This is a genomic window from Asticcacaulis sp. EMRT-3, from assembly GCF_030027245.1.
GTDB lineage: Bacteria > Pseudomonadota > Alphaproteobacteria > Caulobacterales > Caulobacteraceae > Asticcacaulis.
On sequence record NZ_JASERT010000001.1, the window covers coordinates 1655677 to 1681158 of the forward strand.

Here is a 25482-nt window from a genome sequence, read left to right on the forward strand (position 1 = left end):
CTTGGTACAGGTAAGCTTTGGCCGTTTGGAAAGTGTTCGCATACGGCAAATAAAATAGCCATTCGCTTTCTCTTTCCGTCCGTTGCCTTCATTATAAATCCAATACCGGTTTAAATCCATTCGGCATCACTTAACCGTGTTAGGATGGTGGCGGGTCGAAATTGCCGGTGAAACGCCGCGCAAAACCCTTATAATCGTCTGATCCTTTGTGCGGAGCGCGGCATGACCCTCATCCTCAATTGTCTCTGGCTGTTTTTCGGCGGCTTCGTGGCGGGCTGTCTGTGGCTGTTTGGCGGGCTGATCCTGGCCTGCACCATAGTGGGCCTGCCGTGGGCCTTCGCCGCCTGGCGCATCGCCGGATTCGTCTTCTGGCCATTCGGACGGCGCATTGTTGACCGTGAGGCATGGAACGGCAAGCCCGATGTCGGCACGGGTTGCCTGGGACTGGGGCTCAATATCATCTGGTTCGTCTTCGCCGGCTGGTATATTGCCCTGGCCCATGTGCTGATCGCTATCCCCGAAGCGATCTCCATCATCGGCATTCCTTTTGCATTCAAGGATTTGCAGCTCGCGCAACTGGCTCTGGCCCCCATCGGCAAGCAGATTGTCGATGCCGAGTGAAGCGGGCGGGCGTCACTTCACCTATTGATACAGTTTGTAGCAAAGCGGTTGGCCAAGACCACCCTGCATTCGGATAATTTCCGAAATTACCGCAAAAATGTGAGAAATTTTACCATCTTGCGCTGCGGCGCGGCACTTTAGCGTACGGTGCAGCAATTTTTTACGAAATACACGATTAACGTCTTTTAATAATTTGAATATATTAAGTATTTTTCTTTCGATCACGGAAATGTGTTAATTTGCACTGCACAAAAAACACCTATATCCCTGCCTGCGCTCAGGCGCATAACAGGAGATAATCTCATGACTTCCACCACTTCCGCCGTTTCGGCCCTCGTTGCTTTTACCGCTTTCATGGCTCTGGCCCTGCTCGGTATCGGCCACATCTAAAACCGCCAGACATATCTGACGGTACAGGGACTAAAAAATAAAAATAAGGCGCGGCGAGCCACTGGCTCCCGCGCCTATTTTTATGCCTCAAAAGGCCGAAAGCCTTAGGACGGATCGACATTCGACCCCTTGCGGAAGAAAGTGACCCCTTGTCTTGAATACCTGTGTTTAGCCCGGATGCACCATATTCTCCGGGCGGACGATCTCGTCGAATTCTTCATTGCTGAGGTATCCGCCGCCGACCGCTTCTTCGCGCAGGGTGGTGCCATTCTTGTGGGCGGTCTTGGCGATCTTGGCGCAGGCGTCATAACCCAGGCGGCCATTGAGCGCCGTCACCAGCATCAGCGAGTTTTCGACACCCTTTTTGATATTGTCGAGGCGCGGCTCGATGCCGACCACGCAATGATCGGTGAAGCTGACCGCCGCATCGGCCATCAGGCGCACCGATTGCAGGAAATTATAGGCCATGACCGGATTATAGACGTTCAGCTCGAAATTGCCCTGCGAACCGGCAAAGGTGAGCGCGGCATTATTGCCGAAGATCTGCACGCAGACCTGCGTCATCGCCTCGCACTGGGTGGGATTGACCTTGCCCGGCATGATCGACGAGCCCGGCTCGTTTTCCGGCAGGGCCAGTTCGCCCAGACCAGCGCGCGGGCCGGACGCCAGGAAGCGGATGTCCTGCGCGATCTTGAACAAAGACGCCGCCACCGTATTGATAGCGCCGTGGCTGAATACCATCGCGTCATGGGCGGCCAGGGCCTCGAACTTATTGGGCGCCGTGGTGAATTTCATGCCGGTGATGGCGGCGATCTTGTCGGCCACGCCTTCGGCAAAACCGATCGGGGCATTGAGACCGGTGCCAACCGCCGTGCCGCCCTGCGCCAGTTGCATCAGCTTGGGCAGGGTCTGCTCGATACGCTCGATTCCGTTGGTCAGTTGCTGGGTGTAGCCGGAAAATTCCTGGCCGAGCGTCAGGGGCGTGGCGTCCTGGGTGTGGGTGCGACCGATCTTGATGATGTCCTTCCACGCCTCGGCCTTATCGTTGACGGCATTACGCAGGGCTTGCAGGGCGGGCAGCAGGCGGTGGACGATCTCCTCGGCGCAGGCCACATGCATGGCGGTCGGGTAGGTGTCGTTCGACGACTGGCTCATATTGACATGATCATTGGGGTGGACGGGCTTTTTCGTGCCCATCTCGCCGCCCATGATTTCGATGGCGCGGTTGGAGATCACCTCATTGGCGTTCATATTCGATTGCGTGCCCGAACCGGTTTGCCAGACAACCAGCGGGAAGTGTTCGTCGAGCTTGCCTTCCATCACTTCGTTGGCGGCCTGCACGATGGCGGCACCGATGGCGGGATCAAGCTTGCCCAGCGCCATATTGGTTTCGGCGGCGGCGCGCTTGACAATGCCTAAGGCCCGCACGATGGGCAGGGGCTGCTTTTCCCAGCCGATCTTGAAATTACCAAGCGAACGCTGGGCCTGCGCGCCCCAGTATCTGTCGGCGGCGACCTCGATGGGGCCGAAGGTATCGGTTTCGGTACGGGTGGTTTTGGTCATCAAGGCTGTCTCCGGGGACGGGTGTGGCATTTCGGAGCTTGCAAAACCGGCTTCGCCTGACGGACGAGGCTTTTTTCCGCCAAAAAGACCGACAGCGCCGTGCTTTCAGCTCCTTACGATTACGGGCGTTTCCTTATACCCTGACCCGGAAAAGGCCAAGAAAAAACCCTCCCGGCAGGCACCGGAAGGGTTTGTTTTTGATGGGCCGCGCTGAAAATCAGCGGGCGCCGAACAGACGCGCCCAGAAACCGGGCTTCTTCTTCGTAGCTTCCTGCGCCTTGCCCGTGGCCTCATGCGCTTTGGCAGCGACATCTGCGGTAAAGGCATCGGCCTTTTTGGCGAAATCCTCGACGTGCGGCCTGGCCTGCTCGATGGCCTCCTCGACGCGCGCCTGAGCCGAAGCGATGGCGGCCTCGGCCTTCTTCTCAATATCCTTCAGCGCCGGTTCGGCAGCCGTCTTGATCTCTTCGATCTTTGCGGCGGCGGCGTCACGCGCCTCATTGATCGAGGCCTTGGCGGATTCGGTGGCCGCATCGACGCGGGCGGCGGCGCTCTGCTTAGCCTGGCTTGCGGCGGGGCGGGTGCGCGATACCTTCTGGGCGGCGGCTTTTTCGATCTTTTCGACCTTGGCTTCCGCCGCCTTGGTGGCGCTGGTCACGCGGCTCTTGGCGGCAGCCGCCGTCTTTTTCACGGCCTTTTCAGCCTTGGCTGCGGTCGTCTTCACGGCTTTTTCCGCCTTGGCCACCCCGGCCACGACCGGCTTCTTGACATCATCGACCACGGCCTTTGAGACAGCGGCGGCCTTTTTCACAGGCGCTGCTTTTTTAACAGCCGCCGCCGGTGCTGCTGCGGTTTTCGCCGCAGGCGCCTTGCGGGCAAGGGTTTTCTTCACACCGGCATCCGCCGCAATGTCCGCCGCCGGGGCTTTCGCATCACCCGAAGTCGATTTTTTGGTAGCTCTCGCCATCGTCTGTCCTTAAATGCCTGTTTTCCAGATAACCGCAAATCTCATGCCGAGGTTATCCGAATCAGTTCGCTGAATCAATTAAAGCCGTTATAATTCCTTACCGCAGGCCCCCATGACCTACAATCCTCAACAAATTATCGCGCGCGGACCGCGCTCCGTCTCGGAAGCCGCCGCCGCCGCCATCGATGCGGACGAGTTGCTGGAAGGCACCACCTATTCGATCCTTGAGGAAGATGAGGATCACGATGTCTGGCGCATCGACGCCTTTCCGACCGCCGAAGACGAGGACGAACGCCTGCAAACCGTGCTGGCCGGTTTCCCGACCTTAAGCGTCAAAGTCGATGCGCTGGCCGATGCCGACTGGCTGGCTATGGCGCTGTCGGGCCTGCCGCCGGTGCGCGCCGGGCGCTTCTTCGTGTACGGCATCCATGATCATGGCCGCACCCCCGACAATACGGTCAATCTGCGCATCGAGGCCGGCGCGGCGTTTGGCACCGGCCACCACGGCACCACGGTCGGCTGCCTGATCGCCTATCACGACCTGCTGAAATCCCACCGCTTTGACCGCGTGCTCGATGTCGGCGCAGGCACGGGCGTGCTGGCCATCGCCGCCGCCAAAACCGGTACGCGCATCGCCGTCGGCACCGACATTGATCCGATCTCGGTACGCATCTCCAATGAAAACGCCAAACTCAATCAGGTCAGGGCGCGCTTTGTGTACGCCAGCGGCCTTGATCACGGCCTGGTGCGGCGCGATGCGCCCTATGATCTGGTCTTCGCCAATATTCTGGCGCGGCCTCTGGTGGGGCTGTCGATGGCCATTCGCGGCGCGCTGAAGCCGAAGGGACTCGTTATCCTGTCAGGCCTGCTGCGCACCCAGGAACGCTTCGTCAAGGGGGCCTATCTCAGCCACGGTTTCCGGGTGGTGCGCCGCATCCACCGTGACGCCTGGTGCACACTGGTGATGCAAAAGATCTGAGGCGCAGACGGCGGGCTTGCATTTGTATGATTTTTTGGCATGATTCCGCCCTCATATAAAAACAGGGAGAGTTGCCCATGCCTATTTCACGTCGCAGCCTGATTGCGTCCTCAGTCGCACTCGGTGGCCTCATGGCCGCCCGCGCCGCCTTCGCCGCCGATGCGCCCGCCACCGCCGCCGCGAAGCCACCGCTCGTCCTCTATGATGATGGCCTGCAAAACGGCTGGCAGGACTGGAGCTGGGGCACCACCAACCACCTTCAGATACCGGCTGGCAATGTCAAGCCGATCAAGGTGGAGGGCGGGGCCTGGTCGGCGCTCGATCTGCACCATGACCCCATGTCCACGGCGGGCTACACCAAGCTGACCTTCTATATCAATGGCGGCGTCGAGGGCGGACAGACGCTTGGCGTTCACGTCAAGACGCCCGATGGAAAGTCGCCGCCCTCGACTTTCACGTTCAAGCCGGAGGTCAAAAAATGGGGTATTGTCGAGGTGCCGCTGAAAGACATCGGCGCCGAGAACACCACCATCGCCGATGTGTTTATTCAAGGCGGGGCCGATCCTTACAAGCCCTATTATATCGACAAGATTCAGTTCGAATAAGAAGCGTTTGAAACGCTGGATGGCGGGGCTATATAGGGAGGGACATTCTCCCGGAAAGCCTCGCCATGACCGCCGACACCGCGCAAAAATCCGACTATTTTCAGCATTACGATGTCACCACCTCGCCGGAGCAGGGTGTGCGCCATGTGGCGGCGCTGCGGGCGCAGATGAACGCGCAGGGGCTCGATGCTTTTATCGTGCCGCATGAGGACGAGCACCAGAATGAATATCTGCCCGACGCCAATGAGCGGCTGGCCTGGGTATCGGGCTTCACCGGGTCGGCTGGGGCGGCGATCATCTTTATGGACCGCGCCATTCTCTTTGCTGACGGGCGCTACACGCTGCAATCGCGCGAACAGACCGATCCGTCCGTCTTCACGGTCGAGGACTATCATGGCGGCGCTGTGGCCGACGCCATCGCCACGGCGCGCCCCGGTGCAATTATCGGCTATGATCCCCGCCTGACCAGCCCGGACGGCCTGAAACGGCTGAATGACGCCGCCACGCGCACCGGCATGACGCTGAAGGCCGTGGACCTTAATCCCATCGACATGGCGTGGGGAAAAGCCCGCCCGGCCCAGCCGATGGCCCCGATTGTGGCCCAGCCGCTTAAGCATGCGGGCGAAGCGTCCGCCGACAAACGCGCCCGTATCGGCGACGCCCTGAAAGCCAAAGGCGTGGCTGCCGCCTTGATCACCGCGCCATCGTCACTGGCCTGGCTGTTCAATATTCGCGGCGGCGATGTCATCCGCTCGCCCCTGCCGCTCGGTCAGGCCATCCTGAAAAGCGATGGTTCGGCGGAACTGTTTGTCGAACCGGCCAAGATCAGCGATGGGCTGGCCGCATGGCTGGGCGATGAGGTGGCGCTGAAAAGCCCCGATGCGATCACAGTCCGCCTCGCGGCCTTCTGCGGCCAGCCGGTGCTGATCGACGGCCAGTTGTCGTCGGCCTATTGGCTGGAAGCCATCCGCGCCGCCGGGGCCACGCCGGTGATGGGCGAGGATCCGTGCCTGCTGCCGCGCGCCATCAAAAACGCCGTCGAGATCGCGGGCACCAAGGCCGCCCATATCCGTGACGGCGCCATGCTGACCACCTTCCTGCACTGGCTGGCCACGGAGGCGCAAAACCTGCTGCCGACCGAGATCGAGGCCGCGCAAAAACTGGAAGCGATCCGCCGCCGCATGTCGGCCCAGACCTTCGGCATCGCGCTGCAAGACCTGTCGTTTGACACGATTTCCGGCTTTGGCCCGCACGGCGCCTTGCCGCATTACAAGGTCAATGTGCAGTCCAATCTGAAGACGGCGCACGGCAATCTGCTGCTCGTCGATTCCGGCGCGCAATATCTGGACGGCACCACCGATGTGACGCGCACTGTGGCCATCGGCACGCCTAAGCCTGAGCATAAACACATGTTTACGCTGGTGCTGAAAGGCCATATTGCGCTGGCCACGGTCAGGTTCCCGGCGGGCACGACGGGTACGCACCTCGACGCTCTGGCGCGGCAGTTTTTGTGGGCCGAGGGCTTTGATTACGACCACGGCACCGGCCACGGCGTCGGCGTCTATCTCGGCGTCCACGAAGGGCCGCAGCGCATCTCGAAAGGCTTAAGCGCGCAAGGTTTGCTGGCTGGCATGATCGTTTCCAACGAGCCGGGTTTTTACAAGACGGACGATTACGGCATCCGCATTGAAAACCTGCAATATGTCACCGAAGCCACGGTGCCCGAAGGCGGCGAGCGCGCCATGCTCGGCTTCGAGAACCTGACATGGGCCCCCATCGACCGCGACCTGATCGATGTCGCCATGCTCAGTGCGCCCGAACGCGCCTATATGGACGCCTACCATGCGCAGGTGCTGGAAAAGGTCGGGCCGCTGGTGTCGGCGGAGGTGAAGGCGTGGCTGGAAGGTGTGTGCGCGCCGCTTTAGTTTATTGGCGGCTTGTTCGTTTTGTGGTAGGTTTAAACTATGAAAATGGAAATCATCAAGGCGCGTAAAGCCGGGGCCAGGCCCAAGACGGTAGCGGTCAAGACCATCATCAATGATGATGGCGAAAAAAGCCGCGTCTATTCGGTCAGCAGCAACAGCCCCAATCTCGGCGAAGACCTGCTATATGTTTTCAAAAAAGGCGTTCAAAAAGCGCGTGAGGAAAATCTACGCCTTTTCGGCTCCCGCTCAGGCAAGTAGGTGTTGCCCGCAAGCCTGCCGCAACCGGAACTATGGATTATCGCCGGACCCAATGGCTCTGGGAAAAGTTCGGCCTATGGTCTGCTGACGATGGATTCGCCTAAGAATTCCGTATGGATCATCAACCCCGACATACTGGCGAAGCGCATCGCCGACAGCGAAGCTCTGGAACTCGATCCTGCCAATCTGCTGGCGGTGCAACGGATCGAGGCATGGCTTTATGCGTCGGTCGAAGCCTATCAGACCGTTGGCGTCGAAACCGTGCTTTCCAGCCCGAAATACCGGCGGCTGGTAGAAATGGCCAGGGAGCGAGGTTTTCAGATCAACCTGATTTACGTCTATCTGAAAACCGTTGAACTGAATATTGAGCGCGTCCGGCTGCGGATCAAACGCGGCGGCCATGATGTGCCCGAAGACAAGATACGTGCAAGACGTAGCCGCTCTTTCGAACAACTCGCCTGGTTTTTCGACATGGCCGACAAGGCGTATATTTTTGATAATTCCGAGGCCGATCCCAAACTGATCGCCTCCAAGACAGATGACGGTTTTTCGGTCGATAGCAGCGCCATCGCCGAAATCATGGACGCCGTCTTAGCCTCCGCGCCGGAATTGAAAGACCTGCTGGAACGACCTGCCGACGGTTTTCAAAAGCTCTAACCCCGGCCATACAGCGGCATTACCGACGCCATCACCGTGACGAACGGCATATTGGCTTCGGGCGGCATCTGCGCCATGTGCAGCACGGTTTTGACGACATGGGCCATCTCCATAAGCGGCTCGGGGCGGGTGGCGCCATCGGCTTGCAACACGCCCGTGGCCATGCCCGCCGACATATCGGACACCACATTGCCGATGTCGATCTGCGACCCCAATATGCCAAAGGCGCGGCCATCGAGGATGATGCTCTTGGTCAGGCCGGTGACGGCGTGCTTGCTCATCACATAGGGGGCGGCGTGGGGGCGCGGCGCATAGGCCGACACCGAGCCATTATTGATGATGCGCCCGCCCTGCGGGTTTTGCGCCTTCATGACGCGGAAGGCTTCGCGCGCGCACAGCAACATGCCGGTGACATTGGTGTCGATCAGGTCGCGCAGAGCCTCGACCGGCAGTTCATCAAGCGGCACGGCGGGCGCGCTGCGCCCGGCATTATTGAACAGAAGATCGACCCGCCCGAAACGCGCCACAGCCGCATCGAACAGGGCGGCGACGGCGTCAGGATCACGCACATCGCTGGCGACGCACAAGCTGTCACCCGCGATGTCAGCGGCGGTCGCTTCAAGCCTGTCCAAATGACGGCCCGCCAGCACCACGGCGTAACCGGCCCCGGCCAGACCCAGCGCCACGGCACGGCCAATGCCCGAACCGGCCCCAGTGATAATGGCGGTCTTCATCCGGCCCCCCCTGCCATGTCCAGCCATTCGTCCTCGCTCAACACGGCCACGCCCAGTTCGGCGGCTTTTTTGAGCTTGGAGCCTGCGCCGGGGCCCGCCACCACATAATCGGTCTTGGCTGAGACTGAGCCTGACACCTTGGCCCCCAGCCGTTCGGCCTGCGCCTTGGCCTCGTCGCGCGTCAGCTTTTCCAGCGTACCGGTGAAGACGATGGTCTTGCCGCTGACAGCATGATCACCGGCCACGACCTCGGCGTCTTCGACCGTCACCTGCGCCTTGAAGCGGTCGTACATCTCGCTCTGGTAGGGGTGAGCGAAATAGCTGATCACGGCCTCGGCCACCACGGGGCCGATCTGGTCGAGATCACCCAGATGCTGTCTGGCCGCCTCATCGCCCTGCGCCGCCGCCGTCATGGCCGCATGAAAATGGCTTTCGGAGCCATAGGCGCGGGCCAGCAGACGCGAGGTGGTTTCGCCGACATGTTTGATGCCAAGCGCCGCGATAAAGCGGTCGAGCGGCAGGGTGCGACGATCATCGATGGCGGCGAACAGCTTGTCGATGCCAGCAAAGGCGCGATTTTCGTCGGCCAGCGCCTTATCTGCGCCCTGACCGCTTTTTTCGCGGCGCTCGGCGGACTGGCGCTTGCGTTCCTCCAGCACGGCGGCGCGCACCTGATCGGCGCGGGCGTGCAGGCGGTAGATGTCCGCCGGTTCGTCGAGCAGGCCTGAGCGATGGAAGACTTCGATATTGCTTTCGCCCAGCCCCTCAATATCAAGCACGCGGCGGCTACAGACATATTTCAGATATTCGACGCGCTGGTGCGGGCAGGCCTGATCGCCCGAACATTTGCGCGCCACCCCCTCCTCGCCCCTGGCATTGGCCTCGCGCACCACCTCGGTTTTAAGCGGACACGGACAGATGACGGGAAATTCATAGGCTTTCGCATCGACAGGGCGCGCCTCCAGCTCAACGCCGACGATCTGTGGTATCACATCACCGGCACGCTGTAACCGCACAAGATCACCGAGATGGATGTCCTTGCGGGCGATTTCGTCGGCATTGTGCAGGGTGACATTGGTGACCACCACCCCGCCGACATTGACCGGTTCCAGCCGCGCCACCGGCGTCAGCGTGCCCATACGGCCAACCTGAATATCGATGGCGAGAAGCCGCGTCAGCGCCTGTTCGGCGGGGAATTTGTGCGCGATCGCCCAGCGTGGCGAGCGCGACACGAAGCCCAGACGACGCTGCCAGTCAAGCCTGTCCACCTTATAGACCACGCCGTCAATATCGTAGCCCAGTTCGGCGCGCGTCTTTTGCAAGCCGCCATAAACATCGAGCAGGCCTTGCGCCCCCGTAACGCGCACGGAATACGGATTAACGATGAAGCCCCAGTCGCAGAATTTTTGCAGGGCTTCAGATTGACTGGCGGCAAAGTCCTCGCTGACCTCTCCCCAGGCATAGGCGAAGAAATGCAGGGGCCGCGCTGCGGTGATACTGGCATCAAGCTGACGCAGCGCGCCAGAGGCCGCATTGCGCGGATTGGCGAAAATCTTGGTGCCCGCAACTTCGGCCCTGGCGTTCATGTCGGCGAAAGCGGCCAGCGGCATATAGACCTCGCCGCGAATCTCAATGTGTTTAGGCCAGCCGGAGCCATGCAGGCGATGCGGAATGTCCTTGATAGTTCTAACGTTTTCGGTGATGTTTTCGCCGGTTCGGCCATCGCCGCGCGTGGCGGCGCGCGTGAGTATGCCATCGACATAGAGGATCGAGCACGACAGGCCGTCGATCTTGGGCTCGGCGGCGAAAGCCACCGACTCGTCGTCCGGCAGTTTGAGGAAGCGGCGGATGCGCGTCTCGAAATCTCTGACATCTTCCGACGCGAAGGCATTGTCGAGCGACAGCATGGGCACGCCATGCGCCACAGGGGCGAACTTTTCCGAGATCGGCGCCCCCACCAGAGCCGTCGGGCTATCCGGCGTTTTCAGGTCAGGAAAATCGGCCTCCAGCGCGCGCAGGCGTTTTTCGAGCGCATCATAATCGGCGTCCGTCAGTTCGGGCGTTTCCTCATTATAATAGAGGTCGCGGTGATGCTGAACCTGCGCCGCCAGTTCGGCATGGAGGGCGCGGGCATCGTCTGGGGTCATGCTGGCCAAGGCGGGACTTCCTGTTCGCGCGGTTCAAACATATCTGGTGGCGCGATAGCATAGTCAGCCACGATGCAGCAACCGGTACGCCGCCTTCCCGCCACGCCCTTACTCCGCCGCCTGAACCGTGATTCGATCCGCAGCTTTCAGACGCTGGGCCGCCGCGCGTGCTTCCGGCGTGATTTCCGCGCCCGACAACATGCGCGCCAGTTCTTCCAGCCCCTGCGCAGGCGTCAGCACCTGCACGGTGGAGCGCATCGCGCCGTCGTGTTCGGCCTTGCTGACCTTTAAGTGCTGATCGCCGCATGCCGCCACTTGCGGGCTGTGGGTGACCACGATCACCTGAGCGTTTTTCGCCAGTCGCTTGAGACGCAATCCCACCGCATCGGCCACCGCACCACCCACGCCCTGATCGACCTCATCGAAGATCATGACCGGCGTAGCCGCCTCTTCGGCACCTTTCGACGCCATTTTCGAGGCAAGGGCCGCCTTGAGCGCCAGGGCAAAGCGCGCCAGTTCGCCGCCCGAAGCGATAGCGCTGAGATTGCCCCAGTCGGCACCCGGATTGGTCTTGATTTCAAACGCCACCGCATCGCCGCCGCCCGCGCCATAGCGCTCAGGCTCCAGCGCCGTCACGCAGACGCGGAAACGTGCCTTGTCGAGCTTAAGCGGCCCCAATTCGGCCATTACGGCCGCACTCAGGCCCTCACCCGCCTGTTCGCGGCGCGCCCGCAAGGCTTCGATTTCCGCATCGAAGGCCTGTTGCGCGGCGTGGATGGCGATGTTCAGCTTGCCAAGATGGGCGTCGAGATCTTCGATTTCATTGAGCGCATGGGCGATGCGCGCCCGTGCCTGCGGCAGGTCTTCGACCAGAATACCCAGCTTGCGCGCCATAGCCCGCAAGGCGAACAAACGTTCCTCACAGCGATCCAACTGGCCCGGTTCGACATCCATACTGTCCGCGGCCTGATCCATCAGGGCCATAGCCTCATCGGCGGCGATCAGGGTACGATCCAGCGCATCGGCGGCAGCGGTCAGGCGTTTCAGCACCTCGTCGTCCGATGTGGCCCCGGCCTGCATGGCGCGGGTGCGGGCGTGATCGAGGGCACGAAACGCCTTGGCCAGACGCTGCGATAGCTGATCGCCGCCCACCGCATCGCGCGCCTCGCAAATATCTTCGAGCGCACGCTCCGAGGCCCCCAGCAGAGCGCGCTCCGAGGCCAGTTGCGCCTCTTCATTTTCCTGCGGATTAAGCCGATCCAGTTCCTGCAAACGCTGGGTCAGGGTTTCCAGTTCGGCCTTGTCGCCCTGAGCGCGCTTCAACAGGTTGCGCTGTTCGTCACGCAGGGCTTTCAGCGCCTTCCAGGCCGCCGCCACGCGCTGGCGTTCAGGCCCCGTCTGGCCATAGGCGTCGAGCAGGCCGACATGGGCGCGCACATCAAGCAGCCCGACGGTTTCATGCTGGCCATGCACTTCCAGCAGGCCCTCGCCCAGCGCCTTGAGCACGGCGACGCTGACCGGCTGATCATTGACGAAGGCTTTCGAGCGGCCATCGCGCGTCACCACGCGGCGCAGCAAAAGCGTCTCGCCCGGTTCGAGCAGCAGCCCCTTGTCATCGAGAAAGGCATAGAGGGGGTGGCTGGCGGCCAGATCAAACTCGGCCGCCACCGAAGCCTGAGATGCGCCTGCGCGGATCAGGCCGGTATCGGCGCGCGCCCCCGTGGCCAGGCCCAGACTATCGAGCAGGATCGACTTGCCCGCCCCGGTTTCCCCGGTCAGGACGCTCAGGCCGGGCCTGAGATCGAGTTCGAGGCGATCAACGAGAACAACATCGGAAATGGTTAGGCGGGTCAGCATAATATGGCCCCGGCAAATGCGAACATTTGGAGAACATGATGCAAAAAATAGTTAAAGTCAATCCGTGTAGCCGTATCTCAAAAAATCGTGGCTATATAAATGCGAAACATATGCTTGGGTCTTATCTGTCAGCCTGCTCGTAATTCCAGTCCCCAAGGTCTGCGAAGACTCCAGATGCTGATTAAATTCCGTTTTCAAACCAAGATACTGACCGACCTCCTGTACATCATCGTGAAGATTTTCATATCTGATGATGTAATCCAGAGGCTCATCAAGAATATTGCCATAGACCTGCCCTGCAATATGGTGCGGTTTTAAAATATTTTTACGGTCATAGAATCGATAGTCGCATTCCAGTACAACATCGCTGCCGAAAAGCTTGTGATATTCAGAAAAATCGATGTTTCCCTGAGAGTCAAGGTAAGTTCCGAAATAATCCATATATTTTAAAGACGATAAAACGCGCGTGTATGGATTTCGGACAACAGAAAATTTAAAATACTCATTCCAGTATTCTGAATAAATTTCTTTAGCTTGACTGGCAATTACATGCTTTGTACTCGATTCTACATACCACCAGTCCTGACCACCTATCCAGGACTCGATACTTGTACCAGCACAACGTGGAATATGTATAAAAATACATTTATGATCATGCGAAATCATACACGAACCTAAAAAAGAATCATCGTGAGCCGGTGACTGTTAATGCATACCGCATCACAGTTTGTCAGACCTTTGGCCGCATAAAGCCCAGCCAGCTCTTCTTCTTGGTGACGTCGGGTGCCTTAGGCCCCTTTTTGCCTTTGGGATCGGGTTTGACATCGGGCTTGGTGCCCTTGTCGGTCAGCAGCTTGTAGGCCGCCGCATACCAGCGGTCGCCCGGATAATTATAGCCCAGCACCGCGCCATCGCGCTTGGCCTCCTCGTCCAGACCCAGCATTTCATTGGCCTCGACCAGACGATACAGGGCCTCAGGCACATGGCTGGTGGTCTGGTAGTTTTCGACCACGGCCTTGAAGCGGCCTATAGCAGCCAGGGGCTGATTATCGTTCAGATACCAGCGCCCGATGGCCATTTCCTTGCCCGCCAATTGGTCATGCACCATGTCGAGCTTGACGCGCGCATCCTTGGCATATTCGCTGTCGGGATAGCGGCGAATCACATCGGTCAGCAAGGCCTGCGCATTAAGGGTGAAGCCCTGATCGCGGCCAACATCGACGATCTGCTCGAACTGGCAGATGGCCTTCATATAATAGGCGTAAGGCGTCAGGTCGCTGCCGGGATACAGCTTGATGAACTGGTCGGCGGCATCGGACGCATCGTCATATTTGTCGGCCTGATAGTCGGCATAGATGGTCATGACAATGGCGCGGCGCGACCATTCCGAATAGGGATGCTGGCGCTGGACTTCCTGGAAATACAAAACAGCGTCCGCCCAGTTTTTCTGATCGAGATTCTGCATACCGGTATTATAAAGCAGTTCAACCGGGCGTTCTTCGTAAACGAGGTGCTCCTGCTTCGACTTACCGGCGCAGGCCGTCAGGCCAGACACGGAAACACCGGCCAGCAACACGACAATCGCCGTTTTTTTGAGAAGACCCGCAGCGCTCACGTTTACATCCTCTTGTTTGCGCAGAGCCCGGAAACACCCGGCACCGCGCTCATCCTGATTTTGAGGATACATCTACACGAGCCATCCCGGCCCGCCAACCGAATTCGGTTAATCAGATCCGTGTGGCGCGCTGGCCTCAGCCGACCTTAGCCAGGGCTGGCCCGCGCGAAACCACACGGTAGGCATCCGGTTGCGACAATAGGGCACGGACCAAGGCATTATTAAGGCCGTGACCGGCGCGGATTCCTTCAAAGCGGCCAAGAATCGGCATACCCAGCACATACAGGTCGCCGATAGCATCGAGCGCCTTGTGGCGCACGAATTCATCGGCGAAGCGCAGCCCGCCCTCATTCATGATATGATCGCCATCGATCACAACGGCATTGTCGAGCGAGCCGCCGCGCGCCAGACCGGCAGCGCGCAAGGCCGCCACGCCATCGAGAAAGCCGAAGGTGCGCGCCGCCGCCAGTTCTTCGCGGAAGGACTGTTCGGTGACGATCAGATCGACGGCCTGATGACCGATCGGCGTGCCGGGAAAATCGATTTCAAAGCGCACTTCGAAACGGTCGGCGGGCAGAAGCGTGGCGCGCTTGTCGCCCTCGGTCACTTCAACCGGCTTAAGGATTTCGATAAAGGATTGCGGAATTGGCTGCGGGCGGAAACCGGCCTGATCGAGCAATTGCACGAAGGGCTCAGCCGAACCATCCATGATCGGCACTTCCGGCCCATCCAGCTCGACCACCACATTATCGATGCTCAGCGCCGCAAAGGCCGCCATCACATGCTCAATCGTCGATACAGAAACACCGGCGGCATTGGTGATGACCGTGCCGAGTGTGGTTTTGGTGACATTATGCGCCAGGGCCGCTACCCGGTTATCACGGTCGGAGACGTCGCTGCGGACAAACATCACGCCCGTGCCGGCAGGCGCAGGACGCACGACCATGCGCACGGCAATGCCCGTGTGCAGACCCGTACCGGCGATAATCGCGGCATGGGCCAGGGTCTGTTCATTCTGATCAGGCAACATGATAACTTCAATCCCTAGGCATTTTTACGGCTGGCTCAAAACGCGGCGCAACGCAAAAACAAAAATGCGGGCGCATTTCTGGCCCGCATTCTGTATATATTTTTAGGCCTCGCCTCACAAACGAACTTGTATTTCCGTTTGTAACGCTTTGCTTAATGAGGATTTAATTGGCAAGGCGTCTTAAAAAAGAAGGAATTTCAAGATCGTCTTCCGCTTCCATAGCGGGCTGGATTTCCGAACGCGCCGCCGGGTTCAGATTACCTTTCGCCGGTGCGGGCACATAGCGGTCAGCCTCTTCGCGGCCATCCCGGCCAGAAGCTTCGGCGGGCGCCTGAGGTGCTGCGTAAGGGGCCGACTGACGCTGCGGGAACAGGCCGCGCCAGAAAGATTCACGCCCCTCTTCCTCACTGGCCAGGCGCGTCGGCTGCGCGGCAGGACGCTGCACCGGAGCTTGCGGAGCCGGATTGGCATAGCTGGCGGGGCGCTGGATCGCCGGGCTGGCGGGGCGCTCAGCATAGGAGGGCTGGGCCACCGGGGTTGATTGCGGCATGACGAAGTTGTCGTCTTCCACCGAAGGATCGACGATCCGCGAAATAACACGCTGCTCGGCGGGTGCCGCTTGCGGTGCAGGCGCAGACTGAGTCGCGGGTGCTTCGTTAAACAGGCTGGAACGCGGCGTCGCGGCGGCGGCCTGAACGGGTGCGTACGAAGGCGTCTGAACCTGCGCTGACGGAACCGGGGCGTTCTGGCGCATTTCGGCGACCTGCGGCACGGGGGCCGGCTGCGATGCGTGTGCGGGGCTTTCCTGACGCGCACCATAACCCATGCCGAAGGTCGGGGCGGGAGTCGGGGCCTGGGTCTTGGCGGGCGTGGTGAGTGGCGTTTGCAGCGCCACCCCATCCATACCTGTCGCCACGACCGATACGCGCAACTTGCCTTCGAGTTGCGGATCAAACGCCGCGCCGAAGATGATGTTCGCTTCGGGATCGACTTCGGAGGAGATAGCGTTGGCTGCCTCATCGACCTCATGCAGAGTCATGTCGAGGCCGCCGGTCACATTGACCAGCACGGCCTTCGCGCCCTTCAGCGAGGTTTCATCGAGCAGCGGATTCTGGATGGCGTTTTGCGCCGCCAGCAGGGCGCGGTCTTCGCCCGAAGCCTCGCCCGTGCCCATCATGGCCTTGCCCATATCGGACATGACCGAGCGCACATCGGCAAAATCAAGATTGATCAGACCGGGCAGCACCATCAGATCGGTGATCGAACGGACACCGGCGTGCAGCACCTGATCGGCCATGCCGAAGGCTTCGGCAAAGGTGGTGCGCTCATTGGCAATGCGGAACAGATTCTGGTTGGGGATGACGATCAGCGTATCAACATAGCGCTGCAACTCGCTGATACCGGCATCGGCCAGACGCATCCGGTGACGGCCCTCAAACGTGAAGGGCTTGGTGACCACGCCCACCGTCAGGATACCGCGCTCGCGGGCGCATTTCGCAATAATCGGTGCTGCACCGGTGCCGGTGCCGCCGCCCATACCGGCGGTGATGAACACCATATGGGCGCCATCGAGATGCTCGGCGATTTCGGCGGCTGATTCCTCAGCGGCGGTCATGCCCACTTCGGGATGCGCGCCCGCACCCAGACCTTGCGTAATGCCAACGCCCAGTTGCACCCGCGCTTCGGTGCGCGAAAACTGCAATTGCTGGGCATCGGTATTGGCGACGACGAACTCGACGCCTTCGAGGCCCGCCTCGATCATATTATTGACCGCATTGCCGCCAGCTCCGCCTACACCGAAGACAACGATACGCGGTTTCAATTCTGTTGCGCGTGGCGCAGAAAGATGAATAGCCATGGCTCTAGGATCAACCTTTCACAATCTCATCCCACTTCGGAAGGCAGCCTTAAAACTGCGCCTCTTTATATAGTGACCTATGAGACTACGGTTATGCTTAACGAATGATTACCCGATAGCTTGAGTCGCGGGGATTTGAACCCGTTTTGGTAATAAATTTTAAGATTGATTACCGAAGTGTGACCAGATGACTGAACAATGAGTCCAAAGGGAGTCGCGGCGCAGAAAGAGTGCCGTTAGGGTAGAAAGCTATTGCGAATCAATATGGTGACAAAATACCTAAAGATTCGCCTTCAGCCAATCAATCACACGCATCACCAGATTACCCGAACCCGAAGGCGCGTCGCGCGGGCCTATCTTGGCGGTCATGATCTTGCGCACCGGCACCACATCGCGCGGGCCGTAAAGCGTGCGCAGGATAACGCCTGATGTGGCGGAAAATGACGGCCCCGACGCCGCATCGCCCAAATGAGGGACTCTACGTGGTTTGCCCAGGCGCACCGGACGATCAAACACACGGATGGCCAGTTCGCGCACACCGGCCAGTTGCGACGCGCCGCCGGTCAGGACAATGCCCGCGCCCGGCTCGATATGGACGCCCGACGCCTTGATCTTTTCGCGCAGCAGCTCGAAAATTTCTTCGACGCGCGGCGCGATAATGCCCTTGAGGATTGAGCGCGGCACCACGATCGGCGCGCCACCACGATCATCGCCGCGCGGCGGGGCCTCGACCGTCTCGCGGTCTTCGTTGCTCGACGCAATGGCAGATCCGTGCAGGGTTTTCAGCCTTTCGGCCCCGGCCAGGGTGGTGGAAAGGCCGCGCGCGATGTCGGCCGTGACGTGGCCGCCGCCGACATTCAGGCAATCGACATGGATCAGTGTGCCGCCCGCGAAAATGGCCGCCGTGGTCGAGGACGCGCCCATATCGATGCAGATGCAGCCCAGTTCCTTTTCGTCTTCTTCGAGCGCCGCCACAGCCGAGGCCAGCGGAGCCGACACGATGGCGTGGACTTCGAGATGGGCCTGCGAAACGCACTGATTGATATTGTTGAAGACGTTGTCGTCGATGGTGACGACCAGCAGTTCGAGGCCAAGGCTGCGGCCGCTCAAGCCACGCGGATCGCGCACGCCCGGTTGCTCATCAACGCTCCACGCCACAGGCAGCAGGTGAATGGCGCGACGGTTGGGGAAGCGCACCTGCGCCAAAGCCGAGGCGATGGCACGGTTGAGATCAAGGTCGGAGATCGGCTTTAAGCCCAGAGACACCTGCGCCGATACGCGATGCGAGGCGCAGCCCGCGCCGGGCACAGTGACGCGCACGCCCTGAATGGACACCTTGGCCATAGCTTCGGCGCGTTCCACCGCCTGGGCTATGGCCTGAGACGCGGCCTCCATATCGATAATCGCGCCTGCGCGTACGCCGCGCGACTGCACATAGCCAACCCCGGCGACGCGGATCGAGCGATCAGCCTGACGCGCCCCTTCCGGCCGCATGATGAAGCAGCCGATCTTCGACGCGCCAAGGTCAAGCGCCGCGATCAGACCAGAGGCGGCAGGCGGCCTGACCTGACCTGCGCCGGACGTACCGGTGGCCCAGTCGGTCTTGCTGACCGGCTGTATGTGCTGGGGGCTGACGCCGCGTTTGGCGTTCTGACGGTCTTCGAATCTGGACATGAGCTTCTACTCGGATCAGATCAGGTTGCAGGGGTAGCGGTTGCCGGATGCGACGGGCGCGCTTCGAGCGGCACGACGACAAGGGCGGTGGGGTCTAAGAGGTCGATTTCGGCAAGGCCCTGATCGAGCACGCGCTGCTGTGCGATCAGCACATCAAGGCGACCAAGAGCCTGATCCTGATTGAGGGCAGGCAGCTTGATGACCGTGCCATTCTTCAGGATGATGTTCCAGCGGCGCGTATCGACGCGCTGAAGGGCAAAGATACGCTGATACAGGTCGGGACGCGCCTGCACGAGCTGGATGATGTCGGAGGCTGTTTCATTGGCGCCTTCGCCGACGATCAGCGGCAGATTGGGAAATTTGACGGCATTGGCTTCGGGAATCACCTGGCCGGTATCATCGATCACCTGCTCGCGGCCATTATATTGCCAGACGGCCAGACGCGGGCGCTCCACCACCGACACGATCAGCGTATTGGGAAACTGGCGATGGATGGTGGCCGACTTGACCCAGCCGACATTTTCGACCGCCGCCTGAACGGCGCTCAGATCCATGAAGACGAAAGGCTGGCCACGATGGAAATCGAGCGCTTTCTTGATGTCGGGCGCCGCCTCATCGGATACACCCGCCAGACGGACATTTTCGAGTTTGACGCCTAAGGACGCCATGCGGTCATCGGCAAAATTGAGCATGGCCCGACCTAATGCCTCGGCGCGATGCCCGGTCAGCAGCACGGCAGCCAATAGCCCGGCGATCACCAGAACCGCCAGCCAGCCCGTCAGTTCGCCCGGCATGGGAACGGCACCGAGCAGACGCGATTTTCCGGCCTGCGGCGCGCGCCCCTTGCCCGCGCGCCGCAGGCCCGCCGTTTTGCCCGCCGCTTTACCAGCCCCCGCTGACTGAGCGGAAGATGCTTGTCGTCTGCCACCACGAACGACAGCGGGCATATGCGCCTCCGGTTACTCAAAATCGTTACAGGGAGCCGGGAAATCGGGTGCGCGCTCAGCCGCCGTCCGGCGCGCTGATCGATCGAATTCCCTGACTGGTTAAGCGCCCATAAAAGCCAGAACGACCTTAACAGACTGATAACGAATCGGGCCCGTCGTAAGATTTTGGTAGGGATAATTGCAAACCTGTAACCGCGCACCGGCTCAGAACGGATCACGGATTCCGCATGTCCAGGTATAAAAAAACCGGAGCAGATGCCCCGGCTTTTCTATACGGATTTTGCCAGCCCTTATTCGGCCACCACCGGCACGGCGGGCGCGGCAGCCGCCTCTTCCTTCGGCGCTTCCGTTTCGGGCACAGCCGAATTGGAGCTGAGTTCGATGGCCACGCCGGTTTCTTCGTCGCGGACGATTTCCTCGCCATTCAGGATCTTGGCGATTTCATCACCGGTCAGGGTTTCAAGATCGAGCAGGGTTCTGGCCAGACGGTGCAGGCCATCGAGATTTTCGGTCAGGATACGCTTGGCCTCTTCATAGCCGACATTGATCAGGCGCTTGACCTCATCATCAATGATCTGCTGCGTCGCTTCCGACGTATCGCGGCCAAGCGCGCCATATTCATCTTCGCCCTGCTTGTAATCGACGAAGCCCAGCTTGTCCGAAAAGCCCCAGCGCGTCACCATCGACTTGGCCAGGCGCGTGGCGGCCTGAATGTCCGAAGACGCGCCGGACGTGATATTGTCCTTGCCCATGATGATTTCTTCGGCGACGCGACCGGCCATCATGATGGCGAGGCGCGAGGTCATCTGGGTGTAGTTCATGGAATAGCGGTCGCCTTCCGGCAACTGCATCACCATACCCAGCGCCCGGCCACGCGGGATAATGGTCGCCTTGTGCACCGGATCGGCCTGCGGGGTTTTCAGCGCCACGATGGCATGGCCGCCTTCGTGGTAAGCCGTATTGCGCTTTTCGTCTTCCGACATGGCCATCGATTTGCGCTCGGCCCCCATCATCACCTTGTCCTTGGCGTCTTCAAAATCGCGCATGGTGACCAGCTTGCGATCCTTGCGCGCCGCCATCAGGGCCGCTTCATTGACCAGATTGGCCAGATCGGCACCGGAGAATCCCGGCGTGCCGCGCGCGATCACCTTGACATCGACATCGACGGCCAGCGGCACCGGCTTCATATGGACGCGCAGAATGGCTTCGCGCCCGGTCAGATCAGGATTGGGCACTGTCACCTGGCGGTCGAAACGGCCGGGACGCAGCAGCGCCGAATCGAGCACGTCCGGGCGGTTGGTGGCGGCGATCATGATGATGCCTTCATTGGCCTCAAAGCCGTCCATCTCGACCAGCAACTGGTTGAGCGTCTGTTCGCGCTCGTCATTGCCACCGCCATGACCGGCGCCGCGATGGCGACCGACCGCGTCGATTTCATCGATGAAGATGATACACGGCGCATTCTTCTTGGCCTGTTCGAACATATCACGCACACGCGATGCGCCGACGCCGACGAACATTTCAACGAAATCCGAACCGGAGATCGAGAAGAAGGGCACACCCGCCTCACCGGCCACAGCGCGCGCCAGCAAGGTTTTACCCGTACCCGGAGGGCCGACCAGCAGAGCGCCCTTGGGGATCTTGCCGCCCAGCTTCTGGAATTTCGACGGATCTTTCAGGAAATCGACGACCTCCTGCAAATCTTCCTTGGCTTCCTCGACACCGGCCACTTCTTTAAACGTGACGCGGTTCTTGTGCTCGGTCAGCAGGCGCGCCTTTGACTTGCCAAAGCCCATCGCCCCGCCGCGTCCGCCGCCCTGCATCTGGCGCATGAAGAAGATCCAGATGCCGATGATCAGCACCACCGGCAACAGCGTGGTGACGATGCTCATGAAGATACCGGCGCGACCCGACTGGATGGCCAGTTGCACGCCCTTGGCCTGCATCTCGTTCTGCAATTGCTGGCTGTCATAGGGGATGGTGGCGTGGAAATCCTTGCCGTCGGCCAGCTTGCCCCTGACCTCGTCATTATGGATGGTGGCCGATTTGACCTGTCCCTTTTCGACCGAATTCAGCAGATCGGAATAGATCAGTTCGGTCGTGCCGCCTCCATCCGCCGCCAGCAGCGGGCCGGATTTCATGTGCATAAAGGAAAAGACACCGATCAGAAGCGCCAGTATGACGCCGATAATCGCCATTGACCTCAAATTCATGCAATTCAATCCTTAATTCAGCCCTTTCGGGTGGCCCCTCCACGGGGCTCTTTACAAACCTATCCCCCATATAGGGAGAAATACAGCGCTTCGCCACACGCCTTTTTCAGAACAGATCAAGTTCGCTCTCTGCCTTGACCGCGCCGATGGCCGCCAGAAAGCGCGGCATGACGAGTCCCGTGACGGAAAGCGCACCTGAATCTGTGCCATTGCTGTCAGGCATTGCAAGAAGCGGGCCTGACTTATCGATCACCGGCAGGACAGGACGCAAGGCGGCGGGCAACCGGGTCAGCCTGCGCTGATCGGATTTCGACAGATGCGCGCGCAGGCCATCCGCAGGGCTTAAAGTGGCTGTGCCCGCGCCTGTCAGTTCAAACCGGCCATCCCAGATAAGCGATCCGGTTTCGTTGACGGTGGCGATGGGTCGCCTGTGCATGTCACCGGCATCGCGCACCAGATGGATATGGCCGTTTTCCAGCCAGACCCTGGCACCGCAAAGTGTGGCGACGCCGCCCTGTTGCAGATTTTGCCACAGATGCGCGGTCTGGCCCTGGCGCGGCAACTGGTCGCGGCCACCGGCACACACCGCCGCCATAGCCAGGATACGACCCTGCCGGTCTTCGCCCAGCCCCGCCAGCCGCGCCGCATCGAGCCGGATCAGGCCAAGCGCACCCCAGCCCTGCGGATCATACAAAAGATCCGTCGGCAAGAGTCCAGGTTCTGATGGCGGAGTCATTTCAGCATCGCAAGCCGTCATATCCTGACGCATACGGGCGCGCAGCGATTGCGGATTGTCATTGGCCGGGTCATCGATCCAGCCGAGCCCCTGCGCCCTCAGCCAGTCACGCAAAGCCGCGCGGCGCACGTTCAGCAGCGGGCGATACAGAAACAGTCCGCGCCCCTGCGGCCAGACCGGCGACGGCGACCAGATACGCGGCGCACCGACATTCGATCCCGCCGCACGCATGGCCCGCGCCTCGATGACATCATCCGCCGTATGGCCCAGACACAGGACGCGGCAGCCGCGCGCCCGCGCGGCTTCGGCCAGCAAGCCATGCCGCGCTCTGCGCGCCGCCGCCGCCAGTCCGCTAGACGGCTTGGCGTCACGCCATTGCAAGGCTGTGAAACCGGCTCCCAGTTGCGTGGCCTGCGCCGCCACCTGTTCGCTCCAGCCGGTCGAGGCCGGGTTGATACCGTGATCGACGCAAAAAACCTCAAGCGGTCTTTGCCCCCACAGAGCCAGACTCTGCAAAAGCGCCAGCGAATCGCCACCGCCGGACACGGCGACGCCCAGCGGCCCCTCACCGTTCAGGCGTGTGGCAAAATCAGCCAACAGGGCCTCAGGCGTAAAATCCTTCGCCTCGGCCTGGCTCAGGAACACTTGTCCTTGGCTTTCAAGTCCTTCGACAGGGCGCGCGTTTCAGCCGTGGCCGCCCTGGCATACACCTTGTCGAACTGGCTGATCGCCGCGCAGGCATCCTTGGGCCGGTTGGCATCGGACAGGACACCGGCCAGCCGCACCGTAGCCTCAGGCGCCCAGGAGGTTTTGGGCCAGCCTTTCAGGGCGGTGGCATAGGCCGCGATCGCGCCATTGACGTCAGATTTCATGGCGCGCAACTGGCCAAGGCGGTACCAGGCTTCGGGCAGTTGCGTCGCTTCCGGCCAGGTGGTGGTGAAGGCCTCAAAAGCACGCTCGGAATCATCGGTCTTGCCGGAGGTCATGAGATTAAAGGCTTGCTCAAAATCACCTTCGGCGCTGCCGGTCGTTGGCGGCGGCGGCGGCGGCGGGGCCAGTTGCGCGTCAATATCCTTCAGATGGGCGTCGGCCAGATCGGCGCGCTTGATCAGGGTATCGGTGCGCGCGGTCAGGGCCGACACTTGCTGGGTCAGGAGCTGGTTATTGTGCTGAGCGTCTTCCAACTGGCCGGTGAGCTGGGTCACGGCCTGATTGAGCTGATCCTGTTTGCGCGACAGGCTATCGACCGTGGCTTGCAGGGCCACCACTTCGGGATCAGGCTCGATCAGGATCGGCGGGCTCGACTTGTTCTCTACGTGTTGCACCGAGCGTTCGAGCTTGCGCACATTGCGATCAAGGCGTTGCAGCTTCTTGGCGTCCCAGACGGTCGAATCCGTCGGCGGCTGAGTGGGATTGTCCTTGTCGTCGTCATCGCCGCCGAAAATCTGGGCATGGGCGCTGGCCGGATGCAGCACGATCGCCGTGCCTCCCGCAATGCCGACGCTCATCACCGCCAGCGACAGGCCCGCCATCAGGCGGACGCGCCAGTTTGCACAAGGTTGCGTTACTGATCCCACTGCCGACATGAAGCCTACCATCCTGCGCTCTAAAAGACCGGGCGCACCAGCCCTTTCAGGCCAGACGCATTGCTAACTGGCTAGAGCGGTTTGCATTCTGATTGAATCGGTCAAAGGAATGCAAACCGCTCTATATTTTACGTTTTTCCGCATCTCGCATTCAATTTGTAAGTCAAATTAAACGCTCGTTGCTCTAGCAACATAGTCGGGCTGAAATAAGACGTAAATGATTAAATACGGGTGCGGCTTTATTGCGAAGCCGCCAGCTTGTCATTGATACCCAGCCGACATTGTCATCGAGCGGAGCTTTCTCAAAAATACCGGGCTGAAAAAGCAACACGCTCCCCACCTTACGGTCAGGGAGCGTGCGTTTCATTCAAAACTTGCGCAGATTATTGCGCCAGATATTTATTGAGCGCCCGATACCAGGGTGGTGTGGGCGTTGCGGTTCTTGGCCCAGGCGGCTTCGTCATCGCCCGGATCGATCGGCTGCTCCTTACCGTAGGAAATGGTGGAGATGCGGGCCGGCACAACGCCATGTGCGGTCAGGAAATCGGCGACAGATTGCGCGCGGCGGGCACCAAGGGCAAAGTTATATTCGCGGGTACCGCGATCATCGCAATTGCCTTCGATGCGGATATTGACCGACGGATAACGCACCAGCCAGGCAGCCTGGGCGGCCAGGATGCTCTGGGCATCGGAGCGGATGTCGGAATGATTGGTGTCGAAATAGACGCGGTCGCCGACATTAACCACAAAATCCTGTTGCGAGCCGGGCACGATACCGGGCAGCGGCGCTTGGGTTACCGGCTGCGGAGCGGGGGGCGGCGGCGCCGGCGGCGGGGCCTGCTCAGCGACGGGCGGCGGGGCGGTTTCCACCGGCTTCGGCTTACTGGCGCAGGCGGCCACCGAAGCGAGAATAAAAGCAGCGGCGGCAATTCGAACGACAGGCTTTGTCGATACCAGCATGGTCTTGGTCCCTTTCACCAGAATATATGTCAGCGCACAATCGCACGGATATGTGACGGCATTATGCGCACCTTTTTATAAGAAAACGATTATATGCCTTTTGGCTTTTGTCAAACGCCAAGCGACACATTTTATCAACAGGCTTCTTTTTTCTGCGCAG

21 protein-coding genes are annotated in these 25482 nt (G+C 60.4%); 6 read left to right on the plus strand and 15 right to left on the minus strand.

Going from position 1 to position 25482, the window contains the following annotated elements:
* Nucleotides 1-222: 222 nt before the first annotated feature.
* Entirely contained in the window at nt 223-621 is a 399-nt protein-coding gene (locus QB905_RS07975) for a YccF domain-containing protein (protein WP_282974203.1), read from the plus strand.
* 558 nt (nt 622-1179) lie between these two features.
* Here the strand turns inward: QB905_RS07975 and fumC are convergent.
* Complete coding sequence (gene fumC / locus QB905_RS07980) at nt 1180-2574, minus strand: class II fumarate hydratase (RefSeq protein ID WP_282974204.1); 1395 nt, start codon at nt 2572-2574, stop codon at nt 1180-1182.
* Between the two features lie 217 nt (nt 2575-2791).
* Entirely contained in the window at nt 2792-3541 is a 750-nt protein-coding gene (locus QB905_RS07985) for a hypothetical protein (RefSeq protein WP_282974206.1), read from the minus strand.
* A gap of 112 nt (nt 3542-3653) precedes the next feature.
* Here QB905_RS07985 and QB905_RS07990 point away from each other — a divergent pair, with 112 nt between their 5' ends.
* The 5 genes from QB905_RS07990 (at nt 3654) to QB905_RS08010 (ending at nt 7965) form a co-directional block, all read left to right on the plus strand.
* Nucleotides 3654-4520 carry a 50S ribosomal protein L11 methyltransferase gene (locus QB905_RS07990; protein WP_282974207.1) on the plus strand — a complete coding sequence of 289 codons (867 nt, stop codon included), beginning with the start codon at nt 3654-3656 and terminating at the stop codon, nt 4518-4520.
* Between the two features lie 77 nt (nt 4521-4597).
* Nucleotides 4598-5125 (plus strand): hypothetical protein, encoded by a 528-nt coding sequence (locus QB905_RS07995; RefSeq protein WP_282974208.1) that lies wholly within the window; start codon nt 4598-4600, stop codon nt 5123-5125.
* Nucleotides 5126-5190: 65 nt separating this feature from the next.
* Nucleotides 5191-7050, plus strand: coding sequence for an aminopeptidase P family protein (locus tag QB905_RS08000; protein ID WP_282974209.1), 1860 nt, complete (start codon nt 5191-5193; stop codon nt 7048-7050).
* 39 nt (nt 7051-7089) lie between these two features.
* Nucleotides 7090-7308: a hypothetical protein gene (locus tag QB905_RS08005; RefSeq protein ID WP_282974210.1), complete on the plus strand. Its 219-nt coding sequence runs from the start codon at nt 7090-7092 to the stop codon at nt 7306-7308.
* Complete coding sequence (locus tag QB905_RS08010; protein ID WP_282974212.1) at nt 7309-7965, plus strand: AAA family ATPase; 657 nt, start codon at nt 7309-7311, stop codon at nt 7963-7965.
* On the opposite strand, the gene QB905_RS08015 is transcribed toward QB905_RS08010, so the two are convergent.
* The 13 genes from QB905_RS08015 to pal form a co-directional block, all read right to left on the minus strand.
* On the minus strand, nt 7962-8699 hold the full coding sequence (locus tag QB905_RS08015; RefSeq protein WP_282974213.1) for an SDR family oxidoreductase: 738 nt from the start codon (nt 8697-8699) through the stop codon (nt 7962-7964). The two genes, QB905_RS08010 and QB905_RS08015, sit on opposite strands and share 4 nt — an antisense overlap.
* Nucleotides 8696-10846 (minus strand): NAD-dependent DNA ligase LigA, encoded by a 2151-nt coding sequence (gene ligA / locus QB905_RS08020; protein ID WP_282975599.1) that lies wholly within the window; start codon nt 10844-10846, stop codon nt 8696-8698. Before ligA ends, QB905_RS08015 begins: the two co-directional genes overlap by 4 nt.
* A gap of 108 nt (nt 10847-10954) precedes the next feature.
* Nucleotides 10955-12703, minus strand: a complete 1749-nt coding sequence (locus QB905_RS08025) for a DNA repair protein RecN (protein WP_282974215.1) — start codon at nt 12701-12703, stop codon at nt 10955-10957.
* A gap of 57 nt (nt 12704-12760) precedes the next feature.
* A complete protein-coding gene (locus tag QB905_RS08030) occupies nt 12761-13369 on the minus strand; it encodes a sulfotransferase family 2 domain-containing protein (protein ID WP_282974216.1) in 609 nt (202 codons plus the stop codon).
* A 64-nt stretch (nt 13370-13433) separates the two neighbouring features.
* Complete coding sequence (locus QB905_RS08035) at nt 13434-14318, minus strand: outer membrane protein assembly factor BamD (RefSeq protein WP_282974218.1); 885 nt, start codon at nt 14316-14318, stop codon at nt 13434-13436.
* Between the two features lie 136 nt (nt 14319-14454).
* Entirely contained in the window at nt 14455-15348 is an 894-nt protein-coding gene (gene lpxC, locus QB905_RS08040) for a UDP-3-O-acyl-N-acetylglucosamine deacetylase (protein ID WP_282974220.1), read from the minus strand.
* 163 nt (nt 15349-15511) lie between these two features.
* Nucleotides 15512-17206 carry a cell division protein FtsZ gene (ftsZ, locus tag QB905_RS08045; RefSeq protein WP_282974221.1) on the minus strand — a complete coding sequence of 565 codons (1695 nt, stop codon included), beginning with the start codon at nt 17204-17206 and terminating at the stop codon, nt 15512-15514.
* A 279-nt stretch (nt 17207-17485) separates the two neighbouring features.
* Nucleotides 17486-18880: a cell division protein FtsA gene (gene ftsA / locus QB905_RS08050; RefSeq protein WP_282974223.1), complete on the minus strand. Its 1395-nt coding sequence runs from the start codon at nt 18878-18880 to the stop codon at nt 17486-17488.
* 20 nt (nt 18881-18900) lie between these two features.
* Entirely contained in the window at nt 18901-19827 is a 927-nt protein-coding gene (locus QB905_RS08055; RefSeq protein WP_282974224.1) for a cell division protein FtsQ/DivIB, read from the minus strand.
* A gap of 290 nt (nt 19828-20117) precedes the next feature.
* Nucleotides 20118-22040: an ATP-dependent zinc metalloprotease FtsH gene (gene ftsH, locus QB905_RS08060; RefSeq protein ID WP_282974225.1), complete on the minus strand. Its 1923-nt coding sequence runs from the start codon at nt 22038-22040 to the stop codon at nt 20118-20120.
* Nucleotides 22041-22146: 106 nt separating this feature from the next.
* Nucleotides 22147-23421: a tRNA lysidine(34) synthetase TilS gene (tilS, locus tag QB905_RS08065; RefSeq protein WP_282974226.1), complete on the minus strand. Its 1275-nt coding sequence runs from the start codon at nt 23419-23421 to the stop codon at nt 22147-22149.
* Complete coding sequence (locus QB905_RS08070; RefSeq protein ID WP_282974227.1) at nt 23412-24362, minus strand: tol-pal system YbgF family protein; 951 nt, start codon at nt 24360-24362, stop codon at nt 23412-23414. The genes tilS and QB905_RS08070 overlap by 10 nt, the downstream gene beginning before the upstream one ends.
* 399 nt (nt 24363-24761) lie before the next feature.
* A complete protein-coding gene (pal, locus tag QB905_RS08075) occupies nt 24762-25322 on the minus strand; it encodes a peptidoglycan-associated lipoprotein Pal (protein WP_282974228.1) in 561 nt (186 codons plus the stop codon).
* Nucleotides 25323-25482: the final 160 nt, after the last annotated feature.